Origin of the sequence: Aeromonas sp. s6 (genome assembly GCF_040907815.1) — a bacterium.
In the GTDB taxonomy this organism is placed as follows: Bacteria; Pseudomonadota; Gammaproteobacteria; order Enterobacterales; family Aeromonadaceae; genus Aeromonas; species Aeromonas caviae.
This window is the reverse complement of sequence record NZ_JBFOCN010000120.1, coordinates 1-17,326: the sequence shown is the minus strand read 5'-3', so window position 1 is coordinate 17,326 and position 17,326 is coordinate 1. Positions and strand designations below refer to the sequence as shown.

At 61.4% G+C, this 17,326-nt stretch carries 16 protein-coding genes and 1 other RNA gene; 14 read left to right on the top strand and 3 right to left on the bottom strand.

The annotated features are described in order from the left end of the window. Positions 1–13: 13 nt before the first annotated feature. Genes AB5Y50_RS18140 through AB5Y50_RS18130 form a run of 3 tightly spaced genes read right to left on the bottom strand, consistent with a single transcriptional unit; the run spans position 14 to position 3,633 of the window. Positions 14–862: an enoyl-CoA hydratase-related protein gene (locus AB5Y50_RS18140; protein ID WP_049636825.1), complete on the bottom strand. Its 849-nt coding sequence runs from the start codon at positions 860–862 to the stop codon at positions 14–16. Positions 863–871: 9 nt separating this feature from the next. Beyond that, a complete protein-coding gene (locus AB5Y50_RS18135) occupies positions 872–2,488 on the bottom strand; it encodes a carboxyl transferase domain-containing protein (RefSeq protein ID WP_049636826.1) in 1,617 nt (538 codons plus the stop codon). Further along, positions 2,485–3,633 carry an isovaleryl-CoA dehydrogenase gene (locus AB5Y50_RS18130; RefSeq protein WP_049636827.1) on the bottom strand — a complete coding sequence of 383 codons (1,149 nt, stop codon included), beginning with the start codon at positions 3,631–3,633 and terminating at the stop codon, positions 2,485–2,487. The genes AB5Y50_RS18135 and AB5Y50_RS18130 overlap by 4 nt, the downstream gene beginning before the upstream one ends. A gap of 257 nt (positions 3,634–3,890) precedes the next feature. Between AB5Y50_RS18130 and AB5Y50_RS18125 the strand changes: the two genes are divergently transcribed. From AB5Y50_RS18125 to AB5Y50_RS18060, 14 genes are all read left to right on the top strand, one after another. After that, a complete protein-coding gene (locus AB5Y50_RS18125; RefSeq protein ID WP_049636828.1) occupies positions 3,891–5,402 on the top strand; it encodes a CoA-acylating methylmalonate-semialdehyde dehydrogenase in 1,512 nt (503 codons plus the stop codon). Between the two features lie 81 nt (positions 5,403–5,483). Next, the gene (locus tag AB5Y50_RS18120; protein ID WP_010674595.1) at positions 5,484–6,641 is read left to right on the top strand and encodes an acyl-CoA dehydrogenase family protein; all 1,158 of its coding nucleotides are present in this window, start codon (positions 5,484–5,486) and stop codon (positions 6,639–6,641) included. A gap of 118 nt (positions 6,642–6,759) precedes the next feature. After that, positions 6,760–7,551 carry an enoyl-CoA hydratase gene (locus tag AB5Y50_RS18115; RefSeq protein ID WP_010674596.1) on the top strand — a complete coding sequence of 264 codons (792 nt, stop codon included), beginning with the start codon at positions 6,760–6,762 and terminating at the stop codon, positions 7,549–7,551. A 78-nt stretch (positions 7,552–7,629) separates the two neighbouring features. Then, complete coding sequence (locus tag AB5Y50_RS18110) at positions 7,630–8,730, top strand: enoyl-CoA hydratase/isomerase family protein (protein WP_029314467.1); 1,101 nt, start codon at positions 7,630–7,632, stop codon at positions 8,728–8,730. 27 nt (positions 8,731–8,757) lie between these two features. After that, positions 8,758–9,678 (top strand): 3-hydroxyisobutyrate dehydrogenase, encoded by a 921-nt coding sequence (mmsB, locus tag AB5Y50_RS18105; protein WP_010674598.1) that lies wholly within the window; start codon positions 8,758–8,760, stop codon positions 9,676–9,678. 71 nt (positions 9,679–9,749) lie between these two features. Beyond that, positions 9,750–10,511, top strand: coding sequence for an SDR family oxidoreductase (locus tag AB5Y50_RS18100; RefSeq protein ID WP_010674599.1), 762 nt, complete (start codon positions 9,750–9,752; stop codon positions 10,509–10,511). A 365-nt stretch (positions 10,512–10,876) separates the two neighbouring features. Further along, complete coding sequence (gene arcD, locus AB5Y50_RS18095; protein WP_368163152.1) at positions 10,877–12,313, top strand: arginine-ornithine antiporter; 1,437 nt, start codon at positions 10,877–10,879, stop codon at positions 12,311–12,313. 92 nt (positions 12,314–12,405) lie between these two features. Then, complete coding sequence (locus AB5Y50_RS18090) at positions 12,406–13,194, top strand: sulfite exporter TauE/SafE family protein (RefSeq protein ID WP_010674601.1); 789 nt, start codon at positions 12,406–12,408, stop codon at positions 13,192–13,194. 102 nt (positions 13,195–13,296) lie between these two features. Then, positions 13,297–13,393: signal recognition particle sRNA small type (gene ffs / locus AB5Y50_RS18085), an RNA gene on the top strand. A 97-nt stretch (positions 13,394–13,490) separates the two neighbouring features. Continuing rightward, complete coding sequence (locus tag AB5Y50_RS18080; protein WP_010674959.1) at positions 13,491–14,639, top strand: site-specific integrase; 1,149 nt, start codon at positions 13,491–13,493, stop codon at positions 14,637–14,639. Between the two features lie 88 nt (positions 14,640–14,727). Further along, positions 14,728–15,375: a hypothetical protein gene (locus AB5Y50_RS18075; RefSeq protein ID WP_010676217.1), complete on the top strand. Its 648-nt coding sequence runs from the start codon at positions 14,728–14,730 to the stop codon at positions 15,373–15,375. Positions 15,376–15,620: 245 nt separating this feature from the next. Beyond that, complete coding sequence (locus tag AB5Y50_RS18070) at positions 15,621–16,424, top strand: DUF5677 domain-containing protein (RefSeq protein WP_127904506.1); 804 nt, start codon at positions 15,621–15,623, stop codon at positions 16,422–16,424. Positions 16,425–16,802: 378 nt separating this feature from the next. Next, positions 16,803–17,015, top strand: a complete 213-nt coding sequence (locus AB5Y50_RS18065; RefSeq protein ID WP_010673871.1) for an Hha/YmoA family nucleoid-associated regulatory protein — start codon at positions 16,803–16,805, stop codon at positions 17,013–17,015. 13 nt (positions 17,016–17,028) lie between these two features. Next, the coding region (locus AB5Y50_RS18060) for a recombinase family protein (RefSeq protein ID WP_368163135.1) at positions 17,029–17,326 on the top strand (298 nt) is incomplete at its 3' end.

Genomic DNA, 17,326 nt, shown 5'->3' with positions numbered 1-17,326 from the left:
AGGTGGTATTGAGTCATGCTTCGTCCTTGAAACGGGGGCGCCAGGTTGGGGGGCGTTTGTCGAAGAAGGCCTGGATCCCCTCCTGGGCCTCGAGACCGACCCGTACCCGGGCGATGGTCTCGACGGTCTGCTCTTCGTGCTGGTGGCCTGGGCGCCCTTCGAGGGCGGCCAGCAGCCGCTTGGTCTCCTTCATCGCCTGGGGGCCGTTGCGACACAACCGCAGGGCCATGGCGCGTCCCTCCGCCAGCAACTGATCAGGCTGGCTGAGCCTGTGCACCACGTTGAGTCGGCAGGCGGTGATGGCATCGAAAGGCTCCGCGCTCAGCATGTAGCGGCGGGCCTGGCGCATCCCCATGGCGCGCACCACGTAGGGGCTGATCACCGCAGGCACCAGTCCCAGGGTCACCTCGGAGAGGCAGAAGCGGGCATTTTCGCTGGCCAGCACGATGTCGCAGGCGCAGACAAGGCCTAAGGCTCCGCCGTAGGCGGCCCCCTGCACCAGGGCCACCGTGGGGAAGGGCAGCTCGTCCAGTGCCTGCATCAGGTGGGCCAGCACCCGGGCGTCCTCGCGATTCTTGTCAAAGGCGCGGGGGTCGAACGCCTCCCCTGCCATCTTGCGCATCCACTCGAGATCGGCGCCCGCGCAAAAATGCGGCCCCTCGGCGCGCAGCAGCAGCACGTGGGGGCGGTCGGCCAGCGGCTGGCCGTGGGCCAGCTCGTCGAGGCAGTCGAGCAGCCCCTGCATCAGGTCGGCATCAATGGCGTTGTGACGGGCCGGGCGGGCGAGCACCAGCTCGATCACCGGGCCGTGGCGCTCCAGGCGAAAATGGGCAAGGGGATCGTTGAAGAGCGGGTCTGACATATGAACTCCTTACATCCGGAAGATGCCGTACTGCCCGGGGCCCGGCTCGGCCCCCTGGCAGGCCGCCAGCGCCAGGGCCAGCACGGTGCGGCTCTGGACCGGGTCGATGACGCCGTCATCCCACAGGCGAGCACTGGCGTAATAGGGGTGACCCTGGCGCTCGTACTGCGCTATCACCGGGGCGCGAATGTCGGCCGCCTCCGGCTCGCCCAGAGTCTTGCCCTCGGCGGCCAGCTTGTCCCGGCGCACCTGCACCAGCACCCCGGCCGCCTGCTCGCCCCCCATGACGGAGATGCGGCTGTTGGGCCAGCTGAACAGAAAATCCGGTTCATAGGCGCGCCCGCACATGCCGTAGTTGCCGGCACCGAAGCTGCCGCCGACGATCAGGGTGATCTTGGGCACCCGGCTGCAGGCCACGGCGGTTACCAGCTTGGCGCCGTGCTTGGCGATCCCCTCTTTCTCCGCCGTACTCCCCACCATAAAGCCGGTGATGTTTTGCAGAAACAGCAGCGGGATCCCCCGCTGGTTGCAGAGCTGGATGAAGTGGGCCCCCTTCTGGGCGCTGTCGCTGTGCAGCACGCCGTTGTTGGCGAGGATCCCCACCTGCATGCCCTCAATGCGGGAAAAACCCGTCACCAAGGTAGTGCCGAACAACGCCTTGAATTCGTCAAACACAGAGCCATCCACCAGTCGGGCGATCAATTCTCGTGCGTCATAGGGGCGCTTGAGACTGGTGCCCACCAGGCCGTAGAGCTCCTCGATGGGGTAGTGCGGCTCATCATAGGAGGGAGCGGATGGGGCGGGTGACGCCGCCGTCTGGTTGTCACCCAGGTTGCTTACCAGGGTGCGGGTGATGGCCAGGGCATGGGCATCGTCCCGGGCCATGTGATCCGCCACCCCGGAGTGGACGCAATGCACCTCGGCGCCGCCCAAGGCTTCTGCGCTGATCTCCTCACCGGTGGCGGCCTTGACCAGGGGCGGGCCCGCCAGAAAGAGGGTGGCCTGTTCCCTGACCATGATGGACTCGTCCGCCATGGCGGGCACGTAGGCACCCCCGGCGGTACAGAGCCCCATCACCACCGCCAGCTGGGGGATGCTCTGGGCCGACATGCGAGCCTGGTTGTAGAAGATGCGGCCAAAATGCTCCCGGTCGGGGAACACCTCGTCCTGCATGGGCAGGAAGGCGCCGCCGGAATCCACCAGATAGAGGCAGGGGAGGCGCAGCCGCTCGGCGATGGCCTGGGCGCGCAGATGTTTTTTCACCGTGAGGGGGTAGTAGGTGCCGCCCTTCACGGTGGCGTCATTCACCACCAGCATGCACAGGCGCCCCGAGACCCGGCCGATGCCGGTGAGGATGCCGGCGGCGGGCACCGGCTCGTCATAGACCTGCCAGCCAGCCAACGCCGACAGTTCGAGAAAGGGGGAACCCGGGTCCAGCAGCTGGTCGATGCGCTCCCGGGGCAGCAGCTTGCCACGGGCCTGGTGGCGGGCGTTGTTGGCCGCGCCCCCGCCCTGGGCTATCTCCTCCAGGCGGGTATTCAGATCGTCGACCAGTGCCTGCATGGCGGCCCGATTGGCCTCATAGTCGGGGCTCGCGGTGTCGAGACGGGAATGGATCCTGCTCATGCGTTATCCCCCATCAGCTCACGGCCGATGAGCCAGCGGCGGATCTCCGAGGTGCCGGCGCCGATTTCGTAGAGCTTGGCGTCCCGCAGCAGGCGGCCGGTGGGGTATTCGTTGATGTAGCCGTTGCCGCCGAGCAGCTGGATGGCATCGAGGGCCATCTGGGTGGCATTTTCGGCGGCAAACAGGATGGCGGCGGCGCAATCCTTGCGGCTGGTACGGCCCTGATCGCAGGCGCTCGCCACCGAGTAGACCAGCGCCCGGCTGCTGGCGAGGCGGGTATACATGTCGGCGAGCTTGCCTTGCACCAGCTGGAACTCGCCGATGGCCTGACCGAACTGCTTGCGCTCGCGCACATAGGGAAGCACCACGTCCATGCAGGCCTGCATGATGCCAAGGGGGCCTGCTGCCAGCACCACCCGCTCGTAGTCCAGACCGCTCATCAGTACCTTGACCCCCCCGTGCAGGGGGCCCAGCAGGTTCTCCTGCTTCACCCGGCAGTTGTCGAACACCAGTTCGCAGGTACTGGAGCCGCGCATGCCGAGCTTGTCGAGCTTCTGGGCGGTGGAAAAACCGGGAGTCCCCGCCTCGACGATAAAGGCGGAAATCCCTTTGGGCCCGGCGGCGGCATCGGTCTTGGCATAGATGACGAAGGTGTCGGCATCGGGCCCATTGGTGATCCACATCTTGTTGCCGTTCAGCACGAAGTTATCCCCCTCGCGCATTGCGGTGAGGCGCATGCTCACCACGTCGGAGCCGGCGCCCGGCTCGCTCATGGCCAGCGCCCCCACGTGTTTGCCGCTGACCAGATCAGGCAGGTATCTCGCCTTCTGATCAGGGGTGCCGTGGCGGTGGATCTGGTTGATGCAGAGGTTGGAGTGAGCGCCGTAGGAGAGGCCGACCGAGGCGCTGGCGCGGCTCACCTGCTCCATTACCAGCACATGGGCCAGATAGCCGAGGTTCACCCCGTCATACTCCTCTGCCACCGTGATGCCGTGCAGCCCCAGCTCACCCATCCGGGGCCAGAGATCCCGGGGGAAAGCGTTGTTCTGATCGATCTCGCTGGCGCGCGGTGCGATCACTTTCTGGCAGAAAGCCTCGACCTGTTCGGTCAGGGCCTGGAGGGTTTCATCCATCAGGGCATGCATCCGTGCTCTCCTTGGTGCAGTGGACTGCCGATTTCCCCTGCCATCAGGGTGATGACTGGTCAGTCCATTCGTGATTCAAGTTTACGTTAGCGTAAACGTAAATTGATTGTTAGTCTAAGGTAAATTCGATGGCAGCCCGCCGCAAGGGGCTACTCGGGCAGAGGAGCGCAAGGAGTGAACAGGATGTGCAACAGCAACATGGATGTGGCCGGCCCAGGGTGGCCTGCCATCGCCTGCCAACGGGCTAGGAGGGGGGCATGAGCCAGCATCACACCCAGTACGGGGATCTGCCGCTCTACATCGGTGGCGAGGCGTGTCCGTCCGCAAGCGACGAGTGGATAGAGGTGACCAACCCGGCGGATCAGAGTCTGCTGGCGCGGGTGCCTAAGGCTACCCCGGCCGAGATCGAGCATGCGGTACGTACCGCCCACGACGCCTACCTGCAGTGGCGGGAGGTGCCGGCCCCCGAGCGGGCTCGGGTGATGTTCAACTACCAGCATCTGTTGAAAGTGCATCACGACGAGCTGGCGACCCTGCTGGCCCAGGAAACCGGCAAGAACCTGGCGGATGCCAAGGGCGACGTCTGGCGGGGCATCGAGGTGGTGGAGCAGGCCTGCGCCATTGCGAGCCAGACTCTGGGGGAGACCATGGGCAACGTGGCGCGCCGGGTCGACGGCCACTCCTGGGTGCAGCCCCTCGGGGTCTGCGTCGGCATCACGCCGTTCAACTTTCCGGCCATGATACCGCTGTGGATGTTCCCGCTGGCGGTGGCCTGCGGCAACGGCTTCGTGCTCAAGCCCTCCGAGCAGGATCCCCTCACCCCCATGCGCCTGGCCGAGCTGTTTACCGAGGCGGGGGCCCCCAAGGGCATTCTGTCGGTGGTGCATGGCGGCGCCGAGCAGGTGGATGCGCTGCTGGCCCATCCCGATGTCAAGGCAGTCAGTTTCGTGGGCTCGGCCCGGGTCGGCGGCCACGTCTATCGCAGCGCCACGTCGCAACTCAAGCGGGCCCAGTGTTTTGTCGGCGCCAAGAATCACATGGTGATCATGCCGGATGCCAACAAGGCGCAGGTACTCGGCAACTTGGTGGGAGCCGGAGTCGGCGCCGCCGGTCAGCGCTGCATGGCCATCAGCGTGGCGGTGTTCGTGGGGAGCGCCAGGGAGTGGATCCCCGAGCTCGCCGCCGAGTTCGCCAAGGTGAAACCCGGTGTCTGGCACGATCCCGAGGCCGCCTACGGCCCCCTCATCAGCCCGGAGGCGAAAGTCAGGGTGGAGGGGCTTATCGAGGCGGGGATTGCCGAGGGAGCCGAGTGCCTGCTGGACGGCCGTTTTTGCGACGTCCCCGGCTACCCGGTGGGCAACTGGGTGGGGCCGACCCTGTTTCGCGGCGTGACCCCCGAGATGCGCATCTACAAGGAGGAGATCTTCGGGCCCGTGCTGGCCTGCCTCGAGGTGGGGAGCCTGGATGAGGCGCTTGCCCTCATCAACGCCAACCCCTATGGCAACGGCACCTCCCTCTTCACCGGCTGTGGCGCCGCCGCCCGCAAGTTTCGCCACGAGGTGGCGGTGGGCCAGGTGGGGATCAACGTGCCCATCCCGGTGCCGCTGCCGTTCTTCTCCTTTACCGGCTGGCGCGGCTCCTTCTACGGGGATCTGCACGCCTACGGCAAGCAGGCGGTGCGTTTTTACACCGAGACCAAGACGGTGACGGAGCGCTGGTTCGACGAAGACATTCCCAGCGGCCCCAATATGACCATTCAGCTGCGCTGACGGCAGGGGTTGCCCACTTTGCCCGGGTGCCCCCATTGACAGCAACGGATCGACGGAACAAGTACAAAGGAAGCGAACAAGATGGATTTTACCCTGACCGAATCCCAACGGGCCTGTGTCGAGTCGGCCGGCGCCTTCGCCGATCTGGCGCTCAAACCCCATGCCGCGCACTGGGACAGGGAGCACGAGTTCCCCATCCCCACCATCAAGCAGGCGGCGGCGCTGGGCCTGTGCGGCCTCTATACCCCGGAGCAGTATGACGGTCTGGGCCTGAGCCGGCTCGATGCCAGCCTCATCTTCGAGCGCCTCGCCATGGGCTGCACCTCCACCACCGCCTATCTCACCATCCACAACATGGTGAGCTGGATGCTGGGCAGCTGGCTGCCTGCCGAGGTGGCCGAGGAGTGGGTACCCAGGCTCGCCAGCGGCGAGCTGCTGGGCTCCTACTGCCTCACCGAGCCGGGGGCGGGCTCCGACGCTGCGGCCCTCAAGACCCGCGCCGTGCGCGATGGCGAAGATTACCTCCTCGACGGCAGCAAGGTGTTCATCTCGGGCGCCGGCAGCACCGACGTGCTGGTGGTGATGGCCCGCACCGGTGGCGAGGGGGCCAAGGGGATCTCTGCCTTCATGGTACCGGCCCAGACCCCTGGCGTGAGTTACGGCAAGGCGGAGGAAAAGATGGGCTGGAACAGCCAGCCGACCCGGGAGGTGAACTTCAATGCCGTGCGCATTCCCGCTCGCTTCCGGCTGGGGGAGGAGGGGGAAGGGTTCAAGTTCGCCATGCAGGCGCTCGATGGGGGGCGCATCAACATCGCCAGCTGTTCGCTGGGCACAGCCCAGCAGGCTCTCAACGATGCCCTGGCCCATGTGCAGCAGCGCCAGCAATTTGGACACCCGATCAGCGAATTCCAGAGCGTGCAGTTTCGCCTGGCCGACATGGCCACCGAGCTCGCCGCCGCCCGCCTGCTGGTGCGCCAGGCGGCCGCCAAACTCGATGGGGGCAGCCCGGACAAGAGCGCCTGGTGCGCCATGGCCAAGCGTTTTGCCACCGACGTGGGTCACCGCATCTGCGACGACGCCCTGCAACTCTTTGGCGGCTATGGTTATATCCGCGAGTATCCGCTCGAGCGCTATCTGCGCGACACCCGGGTGCACCGCATTCTGGAAGGGACGAATGAAGTGATGCGGCTCATCATCGCCCGCCGCCTGCTGGCCGACCCTGGCCTGTCGCTGGAGTAGCGGGAGGGGCCTGCTCTGAGGACGCAGTCGGCGCGTCCTCAGGCTTTGTGAGCCAGGTGCAGGTTGGCTCCATTCAACCCTGTCATCATGGGGCAGGTTTTTTGACAAGGACAACGCAATGACAAGGATCAGGCTCGAATATCACGGCCACGTGGCCTACATCACCCTCGATCACCCACCCGCCAACACCTGGACGCTCGCCAGCCTGAAAGCCTTCTTACAGATGATGGTGGAGCTGGATGGTCGCCCCGACGTGGTGGCCCTGGTGATCCGCGGTGCTGGAGAGAAATTCTTCTGCGCCGGCGCCGATCTCAAGATGTTCGCCGACGGCAGCCTGGCGCATGCCCGCGAGGTGGCCGAGGCCTTTGGCCACGCCTTCGAGGCGCTGGCCCGCTTTCACGGGGTCAGCATCGCCGCCATCAACGGCTATGCCATGGGAGGGGGGCTCGAAGTTGCGCTGGCCTGCGACATCCGCATCGCCGAGCAGCAGGCCAAGCTGGGGTTGCCAGAGGCCTCGGTGGGTTTGTTGCCCTGCGCCGGCGGCACCCAGCGCCTCACCGAGCTGGTGGGGCCGGGCTGGGCCAAGCGGATGATCCTCTGCGGCGAGAAGGTGAGCGCCACCCTGGCCTACGAGATGGGGCTGGTGGAGGAGGTGGTGACCGAGGGGCACGCTTGGGAGGCGGCGCAGCAGATGGCCCAGCTGGTGGAGCGCCAGAGCCCGAGCGCCCTGCGCGCCTGCAAACAGCTCATCAATCAGGGGCGAAGCACCCACAGGGACGCGGCGCTGCCACTCGAGCGCAGCCTCTTTCTCGCCCTGTTTGACGATGCCAATCAGCGCGAAGGGGTGGCGGCCTTCCTGGAGAAGCGGGCCCCGCGCTGGCGTTACGACCAATCCAAACCGAAAGAGTGAGGGAGCGAAGGATGAATGAGGTATTGATGGCGACCCGCCATGTCGCAGGGGCAGATACCCGGTCTACGGGGGCTGCCCATGAGTGAGCCCGTGCTCATCGAGACCCACCCCACGGCGGATGGCCGCCACATCGGCATGCTGACTCTGGACAGCCCCGCCTCCCTCAACGCCCTGAGCCTTGAGATGATCCAGTTGTTGCAGGGGGCGTTGACCCGCTGGGAGCAGGATCCGGCCATCGTCTGCGTGTTGTTGCAAGGGGCCGGCGAGAAGGCATTCTGCGCCGGTGGTGACATCCGCTCCTTTTATTACCGCAAGCAGGAGGCGAGCCACTCTGAATTGTTCGGCTATGCCCGCGACTTCTTCCTGCAGGAGTACCGGCTCGATCATCACATCCACTGCTACGGCAAGCCCCTTGTCTGCGTGGCGGACGGCATCTGCATGGGGGGCGGCATCGGCCTCTTTGCCGGGGCCGCTTTTCGGGTGGTGACAGAGAAGAGTCTGTTCGCCATGCCGGAGGTGACCATAGGCCTCTATCCGGATGTGGGGGCCAGCTGGTTTTTGAGCCGGATGCCGGGGCGGCTCGGACTCTGGCTCGGCCTCACCGGTGCCCGCTTCAACGGGGCGGACGCCATCGGCCTGGGGCTCGCGGATCACGCCATGGGGAGCCGCGAGCGGGTGGAGCTGCCGGCGCGCCTCGCCGCCCTCGACTGGTCCGCAGGCGACCCCTGCGAGCAGATCGAGGTGCTGCTCACCGATTTGCAGGAGGTCCCTGGTCAGGCATTGCCCCCTCCCGTACTGCTGCCCCACCAGGCCCGCATCGATGCGCTGTTGGCTGGCCGCTCTCTGCAAGGGGTGCTGGCACGCCTCGAGGGCGCCGAGCTGGACGAACCGGCGCTGACTCAGGGGCGGGAGACCTGCCTTCGCGGCAGCCCCATCAGCCGCGCCATCCTCTGGCGCCAGTTCTGGCAGGCACGGCGCCAGTCCCTGGCCGAGGTGTTTGCCGACGAGCTGACCCTCTCGGTCAATTGCGTGCTCAGAGGGGACTTCGTGGAAGGGGTGCGGGCTCTGCTCATCGACAAGGACAAATCCCCTCGCTGGCAGGCCCCGCAGGCGGGCGAGGCCTGGCTGGATGCCTTCTATCGCTGGCCCGAGGGGGACAACCCCTTGCGCCTCCGCTGACGCGGGATCACACACAAGGAGCACACCATGACAAGGATTGGGTTTATCGGGCTTGGCAACATGGGGGGCCCCATGGCCGCCAACCTGGCCAGGGCGGGGCACAGGATGCAGGTGTTTGATCTGGTGCCCGAGAGCCTGAGCCGGGCCATCGAGGCTGGCTGCATTGCCGCCGGGAATGCCCGGGAAGCGGTGAGCGGCTGCGAGCTGGTCATCAGCATGCTGCCAGCGGGGGAGCACGTGCGCAGCCTCTGGCTGGGGGAGAGTGTCGGTGAGCGGGGTGGCCAGGATCTGCTGGCGGCCCTGTCGCCCGGCACCTTGGTCATCGACTGCTCCACCATAGACGTGGCCTCGACCCGTCAGGTGGGGGCGGCGGCGAAGGCGAGCGGCATCCGTTTTCTCGATGCCCCCGTCTCGGGAGGGGTGGCCGGTGCGGCGGCGGGCACGCTCACTTTCATCGTCGGCGGCGAACAAGCGGATTATGAAGCGGCCAGACCCGTGCTCGCCTGCATGGGGCAGAACCTGTTTCACGCCGGGGCGCTTGGCGCCGGCCAGATCGCCAAGATGTGCAACAACATGCTGCTCGCCATCCACATGGCGGGCACCGCCGAGGCGCTGGCGCTCGGGGTCAAGGAGGGGCTGGATCCCGTCGTGCTCTCCACCATCATGGGCAAGAGTTCGGGCAACAACTGGAGCCTGGAGCGCTACAACCCCTGGCCCGGTGTGATGGAGAACGTGCCGGCGTCCCGTGGGTATGCAGGGGGCTTTATGACCCGGCTGATGGTCAAGGATTTGGGGCTCGCCATGGCGTTGGCGGAACATGCCCACAGCGCCGTGCCCATGGGGGCCCTGGCCCGCAACCTCTTCAACCTGCACGCGAGCCTGGGCCAGGAGAACAAGGATTTTTCCAGCATCCTCGAGCTCTATCGGGACAAGACAGCGCCGGGTTAAGGGCCGCTATCTACCTATTTACCCGATAGTCTTTGACTCGACAGTCACCGGCCATCTCACCAGGAGCATTTATGGATATCACACGGAAAGTCATCGCCATCACGGGGGCGGGTAGGGGGCTGGGCCGCGCCATCGCTCTGAGTCTGGCGGAGCAGGGGGCCGTGCTTGCGCTCATCGATGTCAACCGCACCGATCTGGAGGTGACCGAGGCAGAAGTGCGCAGCCGTGACGGCCGCTGCGCCCTGTTCGTCTGCAACGTGGCAAGCGAGCCAGAGGTCGAGGCGACCTTCGCCGCCATCAAGGATCAGTTCGGTGCGCTGCACGGCCTCGTCAACTGTGCCGGCATCCTGCGCGACGGCATGCTGATCAAGGTGAAGGAGGGGGCACTGACGGAGAAGATGAGCCTGGCCCAGTGGCAGAGCGTCATCGACGTCAATCTCACCGGCACTTTCCTGTGCGGGCGCGAGGGGGCGGCGCTGATGGCCACCGGCGGGGAGGGGGGCGTCATCATCAACATCTCCTCCATCGCCCGGGCCGGCAACATGGGCCAGAGCAACTATGCCGCCAGCAAGGCGGGGGTGGCCTCTCTGGTGGTCACCTGGGGGAAGGAGCTGGCCCGTCACGGCATCCGGGTGATGGGCATCGCCCCCGGCGTCTTTGCCACCGACATGACGGCGGCGATGAAGCCCGAAGCCATGGCCCGCATGCAACAGGCCATCCCGGTGGGCACCCTGGGGCAGGCGGCGCAGCTGGCCCAGACGGTGCAGTTCATCCTTGCCAACGACTATCTGTCCGGGCGGATGATCGAGCTGGACGGCGGCTTGAGGCTCTAGTCCCCCCTGCATATACCCTCTCTGACGCCCCTCCTGCAGGGGCGTTTTTGCAGGGGAAAGGCCCCAGTGCAAGGGTGCATAGCCATGCAGGTCCGGCTTTTGAAAAGCGGGGCGACATCATGAAAAGTCGTGAAATATCAACGGGTCTTTCTTAATTTGAACCAGCTCACAGGCACCCCGGGTCAGTGCTGTAAAATTGCGCGCGGTCAAGGCGGCTCATGATTGACGGCAAGAGGGATTGCGGCCGGAATAGTCATGCAATATAGTTGCCGCCTTTTTCACGGGGTACGGATTTCTAGCCCCTCCCATGTCGCGCGCTGTATGAATACGGATGCTCAGCCGCCGCCTAATAAAACAGGTTTGAGATGGACAAGAAACTGGGGCTGGGTGCCCTCATTTCGCTGGTGATCGGCTCCATGGTCGGTGCCGGGGTTTTCAGTCTGCCGCAAAACATCGCAGCGCACGCCAGTGCCGGGGCAGTCGCCCTGGGATGGGCCATCACGGGGATCGGCATGATCTGCCTCGCCCTGGTCTACCAGAATCTCTCCATGCGTCGACCGGATCTCGATGGCGGCATCTTCAGCTACGCCAAGGCGGGGTTCGGGGATTTCGTCGGCTTCAACGCCGCCTGGGGTTACTGGCTGTGCCAGCTGCTGGCCAACGTCTCCTACGCCATCGTGGTGTTCAGTGCGCTGAGCTACTTCTTCGACACGCCGGACAATGTCATCTTCGGTGACGGCAACACCCCGCTCGCCATCACGCTCGCTTCCCTGCTCATCTGGTCGGTGCATGCCCTGGTGCTGCGCGGCATCCAGGTGGCGGCGCTGGTGAACATCGTCACCACCATCGCCAAGATGGTGCCCCTCATCGTCTTCTGCGTGGCCATCCTGCTCGCTTTCAACATGGAGACCTTCACCCTGGATCTCTGGGGGCAGGGGAGTCCCGAGCTCGGCTCCGTGATGGATCAGGTGAAGTCCACCATGAAGGTGACCCTCTGGGTCTTCATCGGCATCGAGGGGGCCGTGGTGGTCTCCGCCCGTGCCCGCCATCGCAAGGACGTGGGCCGCGCCACCGTGCTGGCGCTGCTGGGGGCCCTGGCGCTCTACGTCATGGTGACCCTGTTCTCCCTGGGGGTCATGAACCAGCCGCAACTGGCGGCCCTCAAGAACCCCTCCACCGCCATGATCCTGGAAGCCGTGGTCGGCCCCTGGGGTGCCTGGCTCATCAACATCGGCCTGGTGATCTCGGTGATGGGGGCCCTGCTGAGCTGGACCGTGCTGGCGGCGGAAGTGCCCTACATCGCGGGCAAGACCGGGGTCTTCCCGGCCTGGTTCGCCAAGGAGAACAAGAACGGCTCCCCCAAGGTGTCGCTCTGGTGCTCCACCTGCCTGGTGCAGATCTTCCTCATCATCATCTACTTCCAGAACAGCACCTATCTGGCGTTGGTGAACATCGCCACCTCGGCGGCCCTGGTGCCCTATGTCTTCTCCGGTGCTTACGGCCTCAAGCTGGCGTTGAAAGGGGAGACCTACGCGGGCCAGCCCCATCAGCGCAAGCGCGACCTGCTGTTGGCCCTGGTGGCCACCGTCTATGGCTGCTGGCTGGTCTATGCCGCCGGGGTGGAGTACCTCTTGCTGGTGGCGCTGCTCTACAGCCCGGGGATCTTCATCTACTGGAAGGCGCGCCAGCACCACGGCCTGCGCAGCCTCAACCGGCTGGAGCAGGGGATGACGGCAGCCCTGCTCGGTTGCGCCGTGCTGGCGTTCTACAAGGTGATGGACGGTACCATTCCCCTGCATTAATCGGCACAATAAAGGGATGGCAAGATGCCATCTCTTTTTTTATGGGCAATGGCGGTCAAGTTGACCGCTGTTTCGTTATTGAAGGAATGTTTATGCTGTTTGTGGGCTATCTGGTGTTGGGGGCCTTCGCGGGCATGCTGGCCGGGCTGTTCGGTATCGGCGGCGGCCTCATCATCGTCCCCGTGCTGGTCCTGAGTTTTCACGCACAGGGCGTGGCGCCGGAGATCATCACCCATCTGGCCCTCGGCACCTCGCTGCCCACCATGATCTTCACCGGTTTCAGCTCCCTGCGTGCGCACCAGGAGGCAGGAGCGGTGGACTGGGGGATGATTCGGCGCCTGGGCGCCGGCATGCTGGTCGGTGCCTGGCTCGGCGGCATGACCGCCAATCTGCTGAGCGCCAGCACCCTCAACATCATCATCGGCTGCTTCGCCTGGACCATGGCCCTGCAGATGGGGCTCAATTTGAGGCCAAAAGCGGAGCGACACATGCCGGGCCCCCTTGGTACCGGGATCGCCGGCACCGTCATCGGCTGGATGTCGGCCTTGTTCGGCATCGGTGGCGGCTCGCTGACCGTGCCTTACCTCACCTGGAACTCGGTGCCCATGCGCAACGCCGTGGCCGCCTCCGCCGCCTGCAGCATGCCCATCGCCCTGGCAGGCAGCCTCAGCTACCTCTATGCCGGTTGGGGAGACGCCGATCTGCCCGAGTGGAGCGTCGGATTCATCTATCTGCCGGCCCTGCTTGGCATCGTGCTCACCAGCACCCAGTTTGCCCGTCTGGGCGCCAGACTGGCACACAGTATGTCACCCCGGCGGCTCAAGCAGGCCTTTGCCCTGCTCATGTTGCTGGTGGGTGCCAAATTCATGCTCTTTAGCTGAACCCTTGGCCAGATTGTTGAAAAATAAGGCGAACGGCTCGCGATGCGGTAGAAAGCCATTGCATTGAGGGGCCAGTTTGCCTATTCTCCTCGCCGGTGGTCCTATTGGTCCTCTCGCATTGATAACCCGTCGACCTGGTCAGGACCGGAAGGTAGCAGCCAAGGCGGGGGACTCGAGTGCCGGGATGTGGCTGGTAGGGCCACCACTTGTTTCTGCAATTCAATAAGTTACAGCTAATAGCCCCCTTAAGACCTCTTGGTAATCCACTTTGTGTGGATGAATCAGGAGTCTTCATCGTGAATCTCTGGCTCTCTCCGCAAGGTATCTGGTACTACCGCAAGGTGACCGTTCTTTCGTGTGGACGCCGCAAGGACATCAAGAAATCTCTCCGTACTCGGGACAAGCTGGTCGCACGTGACAAGGTGGCTCAGTTGCTCGCCTGTGCGCGTTCTCGGGTAAAGCCTGAGACTGTCCAGCCAGAACCTCAGCCAAGCTCCCTGCCGGAGCCTCAGCGACTACAGCAACAGACACCCTCAGCGGCCAGTTCTGCCCCTGTGGGTCCCTCTGCCATTGCATCTCCAGTACTCTCAGAACTGAGTGACCGTTATCTGAAAGAGAAGGCGCTCTCCTGGGCACCAAAAGAGCTTAGTAACCAGAAGAACTACATCGGTTACTTCATCAAGTCGCTGGGGGATAGATCTCCCACCGCTTACAGCAAGGCCGATGTGGTCAAGTTCAAGGACGAATTGCTGAACTCAGGCAAGAGCCCGACGACTATCAACAAGTACCTCCAGAAGCTCTCTCTGTTGTTCGTTTGGCTCGGCAATCACCACGAAGGCATCGTTAATCACTTCGCTGGGCTCAAGCTACAACGGGTCAAAGAGGTCAATGCTCGAAGTAGCTATACATCTGCGGAGAAGCAACGGTTGATCCAATGGGCGAAGCAGCAGGAGCCATACCGCAAGTGGATTGCGCTGCTCGGCCTGTATACCGGAGCGAGAGCCAATGAGATCTGCCAGTTGTACGCGGACGATGTGCAGCAGGTCGACAGGGTGTGGTGCCTGAACATCAGAGACAACCGCCCAGACCAGAAGCTCAAGACGGCCAACAGTGCCCGCCTGATCCCTATTCACTCCTCGCTGATTGCTGGTGGCTTTATCGACTTTGTGCAGGAAAGGGAAGGGGGACGGTTGTTCCCTGAGCTACCTCATCGACAAGACGGTTACAGCCATCTTTGGGGGCAGTGGTTCAGTCGTCATCGTCCTGTAGACAAAGACTTCCACAGCTTGCGGCATACTGTGGCAACAGTGTTGAAGGATCATGGGGTGCCGTTACAGTATGCAGCGGCAATCTTGGGGCATACCAATGGTGCCATCAGCTACGACAGGTATGGTGGTGGAATAGCAGTCGAGAAGCTACAGGCAGCTATCGAAGTCGCACTATGAACGCGCTACATTGGTGAACATCTAGTAGGTACTTCAACTCAAATAGCCACTATTAGCTGGATGCTAATGAGCACAAGGAAGAGCTCCATTGGAACACCATAGGCCTGACACGGCTCAATCTGGTTTGAATGACCTGAAAGAGCAAATTGCGTTGGAGTACGGGCGATGTCTCCTCCAGTTGCAACAGTTTGAATTGATGCTCAAAGCAGCCCTGCCCACTCTAAAGGTGAGCGGGTTCTCCGATGAGTTGGCTCGTAACGTAGAACGTGACCGTCAGCTTCTAGGCGGAAAAACATTGGGGTATTTGGTTGGTCAGTGGAACCAAAGAACGACGTTGGAGAATGAGCAAGAAATTGATGATGACGCTCTGAACGGCCGAGTTTACTTCCGCTTCAGTTTTGGCCTGGAAGGCGGGGAGTGGATGAATGAAAAACTCAAACAGCTGGTCGGGTTACGAAATGAGCTGGTGCATCATTTCCTGTCACAATTTACGTTGAACTCGGAGGCCAATTGCCAAGAGGCAATCCGCTATTTGGCGATTGCAGCCAGCATCATCAAGGACAATAGAGAGGCGTTACATTCTCTCCTGACTGTCGCCGAAAAAGCCAAGAGTGAACTGATAGAGTTTATGAGCTCCCCTGATGGAGAGCATTTATTACTATCCGGACTCTTACCTGGCGAGCCTGCTGATAATAGGGGAAACACCAGTATTATCCAATCGCCGAAAGTGGAATAATGGTCAATAAGCTCGCCATGTTTACCCCCTAGTACGTCACAAAAACATCTGAGGAAGGGGGAGATGAGAATGTGTGAGAGAGCCTACTGGTCGGTGAGTACAGGAAGGCTGACCGTATGCAGGGCTGGAAGGATGGCCTGAGGTTTAGCTGGCAAGATTCACAGGATCCTTTCATTTTAATTGCGCGGCATTCCATGGCGAGGACATAATGCCAATTTAATTTTCACTAAAATAGTGTAGAGAAAATGGAAAAATTAAACATTAGTTATAACGGGCCAATGTATAAAGATTTTTATGACGAGTTTTCTGCATTATTAAATACAGCAATTGCTCTGTCTGTAAAATACAGCAGAATCCCTGCGCCTGAGGGGAAGCATTGGTACGCATCAGCATTGTTCACGAAGTTATGTGTGACAGGCAAGTCAATGCAAAAAATTCTTCCAAACTCAAATCGTAAGCTCGAAATACAGCATTGGGATTTTGCATCTGTTGCATCCCTAAGTAGAGTGTTTCTTGAGAACTACCTGATGTTTTTCTACTTGTGCATTGATGATGTATCAAAGGACGAGTGGGATTTCAGATGGCGACTTCTTAATCTGCACGACCATGTTTCACGGATTAAATTCACATGTGACTTGGAAGCAAATGAAGAGAAAAAAGCAGAATTATTAAAGGATAATGAAGTTCTGTTAATCTGTAAGGATGAGTTAAATGCTAATCCAATTTTTTCCGCGTTACCTGAGAAGAAGAGAAATCACTATTTACGTGGGGTTGAAGCATTCAACATGTCCCAAGATGATCTTGTAACAAAAATAGGCATCTCAACTCCATCATTTAGAGCGATCTACCGATTTCTATCATCTCAAGTCCATACGTTTCCCATGGCATTCTATCGGCTTGCAGAACATGAGAGAGGGAAAGGGGTTTATTGTGCTCAAGAATTGTACTATCACATCATGATCCTCGAATGGTTGGTTCCGATTTTTAGTATGGCAAATAACAACTTCTCTGTTCTTTTTAATGGTCTTGAGCATCTCAAAATTAAATAACCATTGAAAAGACAATGTTGGTGATTTTTGAAAAAAATTTATAGGCCCTTTCAAGGAATCACCAGCATCTTCATTCCCCCCCTTGGGGGTATGCTGGCGGGTCATCCATGAAACTTCCAGCTCTCTTCCCTGTCATGTGACTCTAATGATCTGCCACCTTCACTCTGGGTTTATCTACAGATTTGTCCAACTCTATCTTCTATCATTCCGACCGTCCCAATTGGTATACCCAGTGAGACGATTTTTCACGTGGGGGATTGACCGTCTCATTTCTGTTTCATAATCTAAGTCCCATTGGATCAAGACCTTAATGTGACAGCGTAACACCGACAAGGACTCACGTTGAAGCAATAGGAAGAAGATGAAGGAGATTTCCGCATGAATGACTTGGTTATCAGGCTTCGCCGATTCAAGGACAGGAAGTCACTGGATAGAGTTGCCCCAAGGATGCTTGATAAGGCTGCTGCTACGGGCCTCCAAGAGGAGCTGAAGGTCATCGCAGCGATTGACCACCGGCAAGCAGAGATAGCTGCTGGAAGGCATTTTGATGCGGGGAAAGTCCCTATGACAGCTTGGGCATTGGTTGATTGAGTAGGAGAGAGTGATGGGACAGGTTATCGGTTATGCACGTGTGTCGTCTGTCGGTCAATCGTTGGATGTTCAACTGGATAAGCTGACAAAGGCCGGTTGTGAGCGTGTGTACCAAGAGAAGGTATCAGGGACCAGCACAGATGGCCGTGAGCAACTAGCCGAACTCCTGCGGTATGTCCGAGAGGGGGACGATGTGGTGATCACCAAGCTGGACCGTCTGGGCCGTTCTCTCGCTGACCTGCTGGACATTACGGAACAACTGGAAGCCAAGGGCGTGACCCTGCGTGTACTGGACCAGAACTTAGAGACGA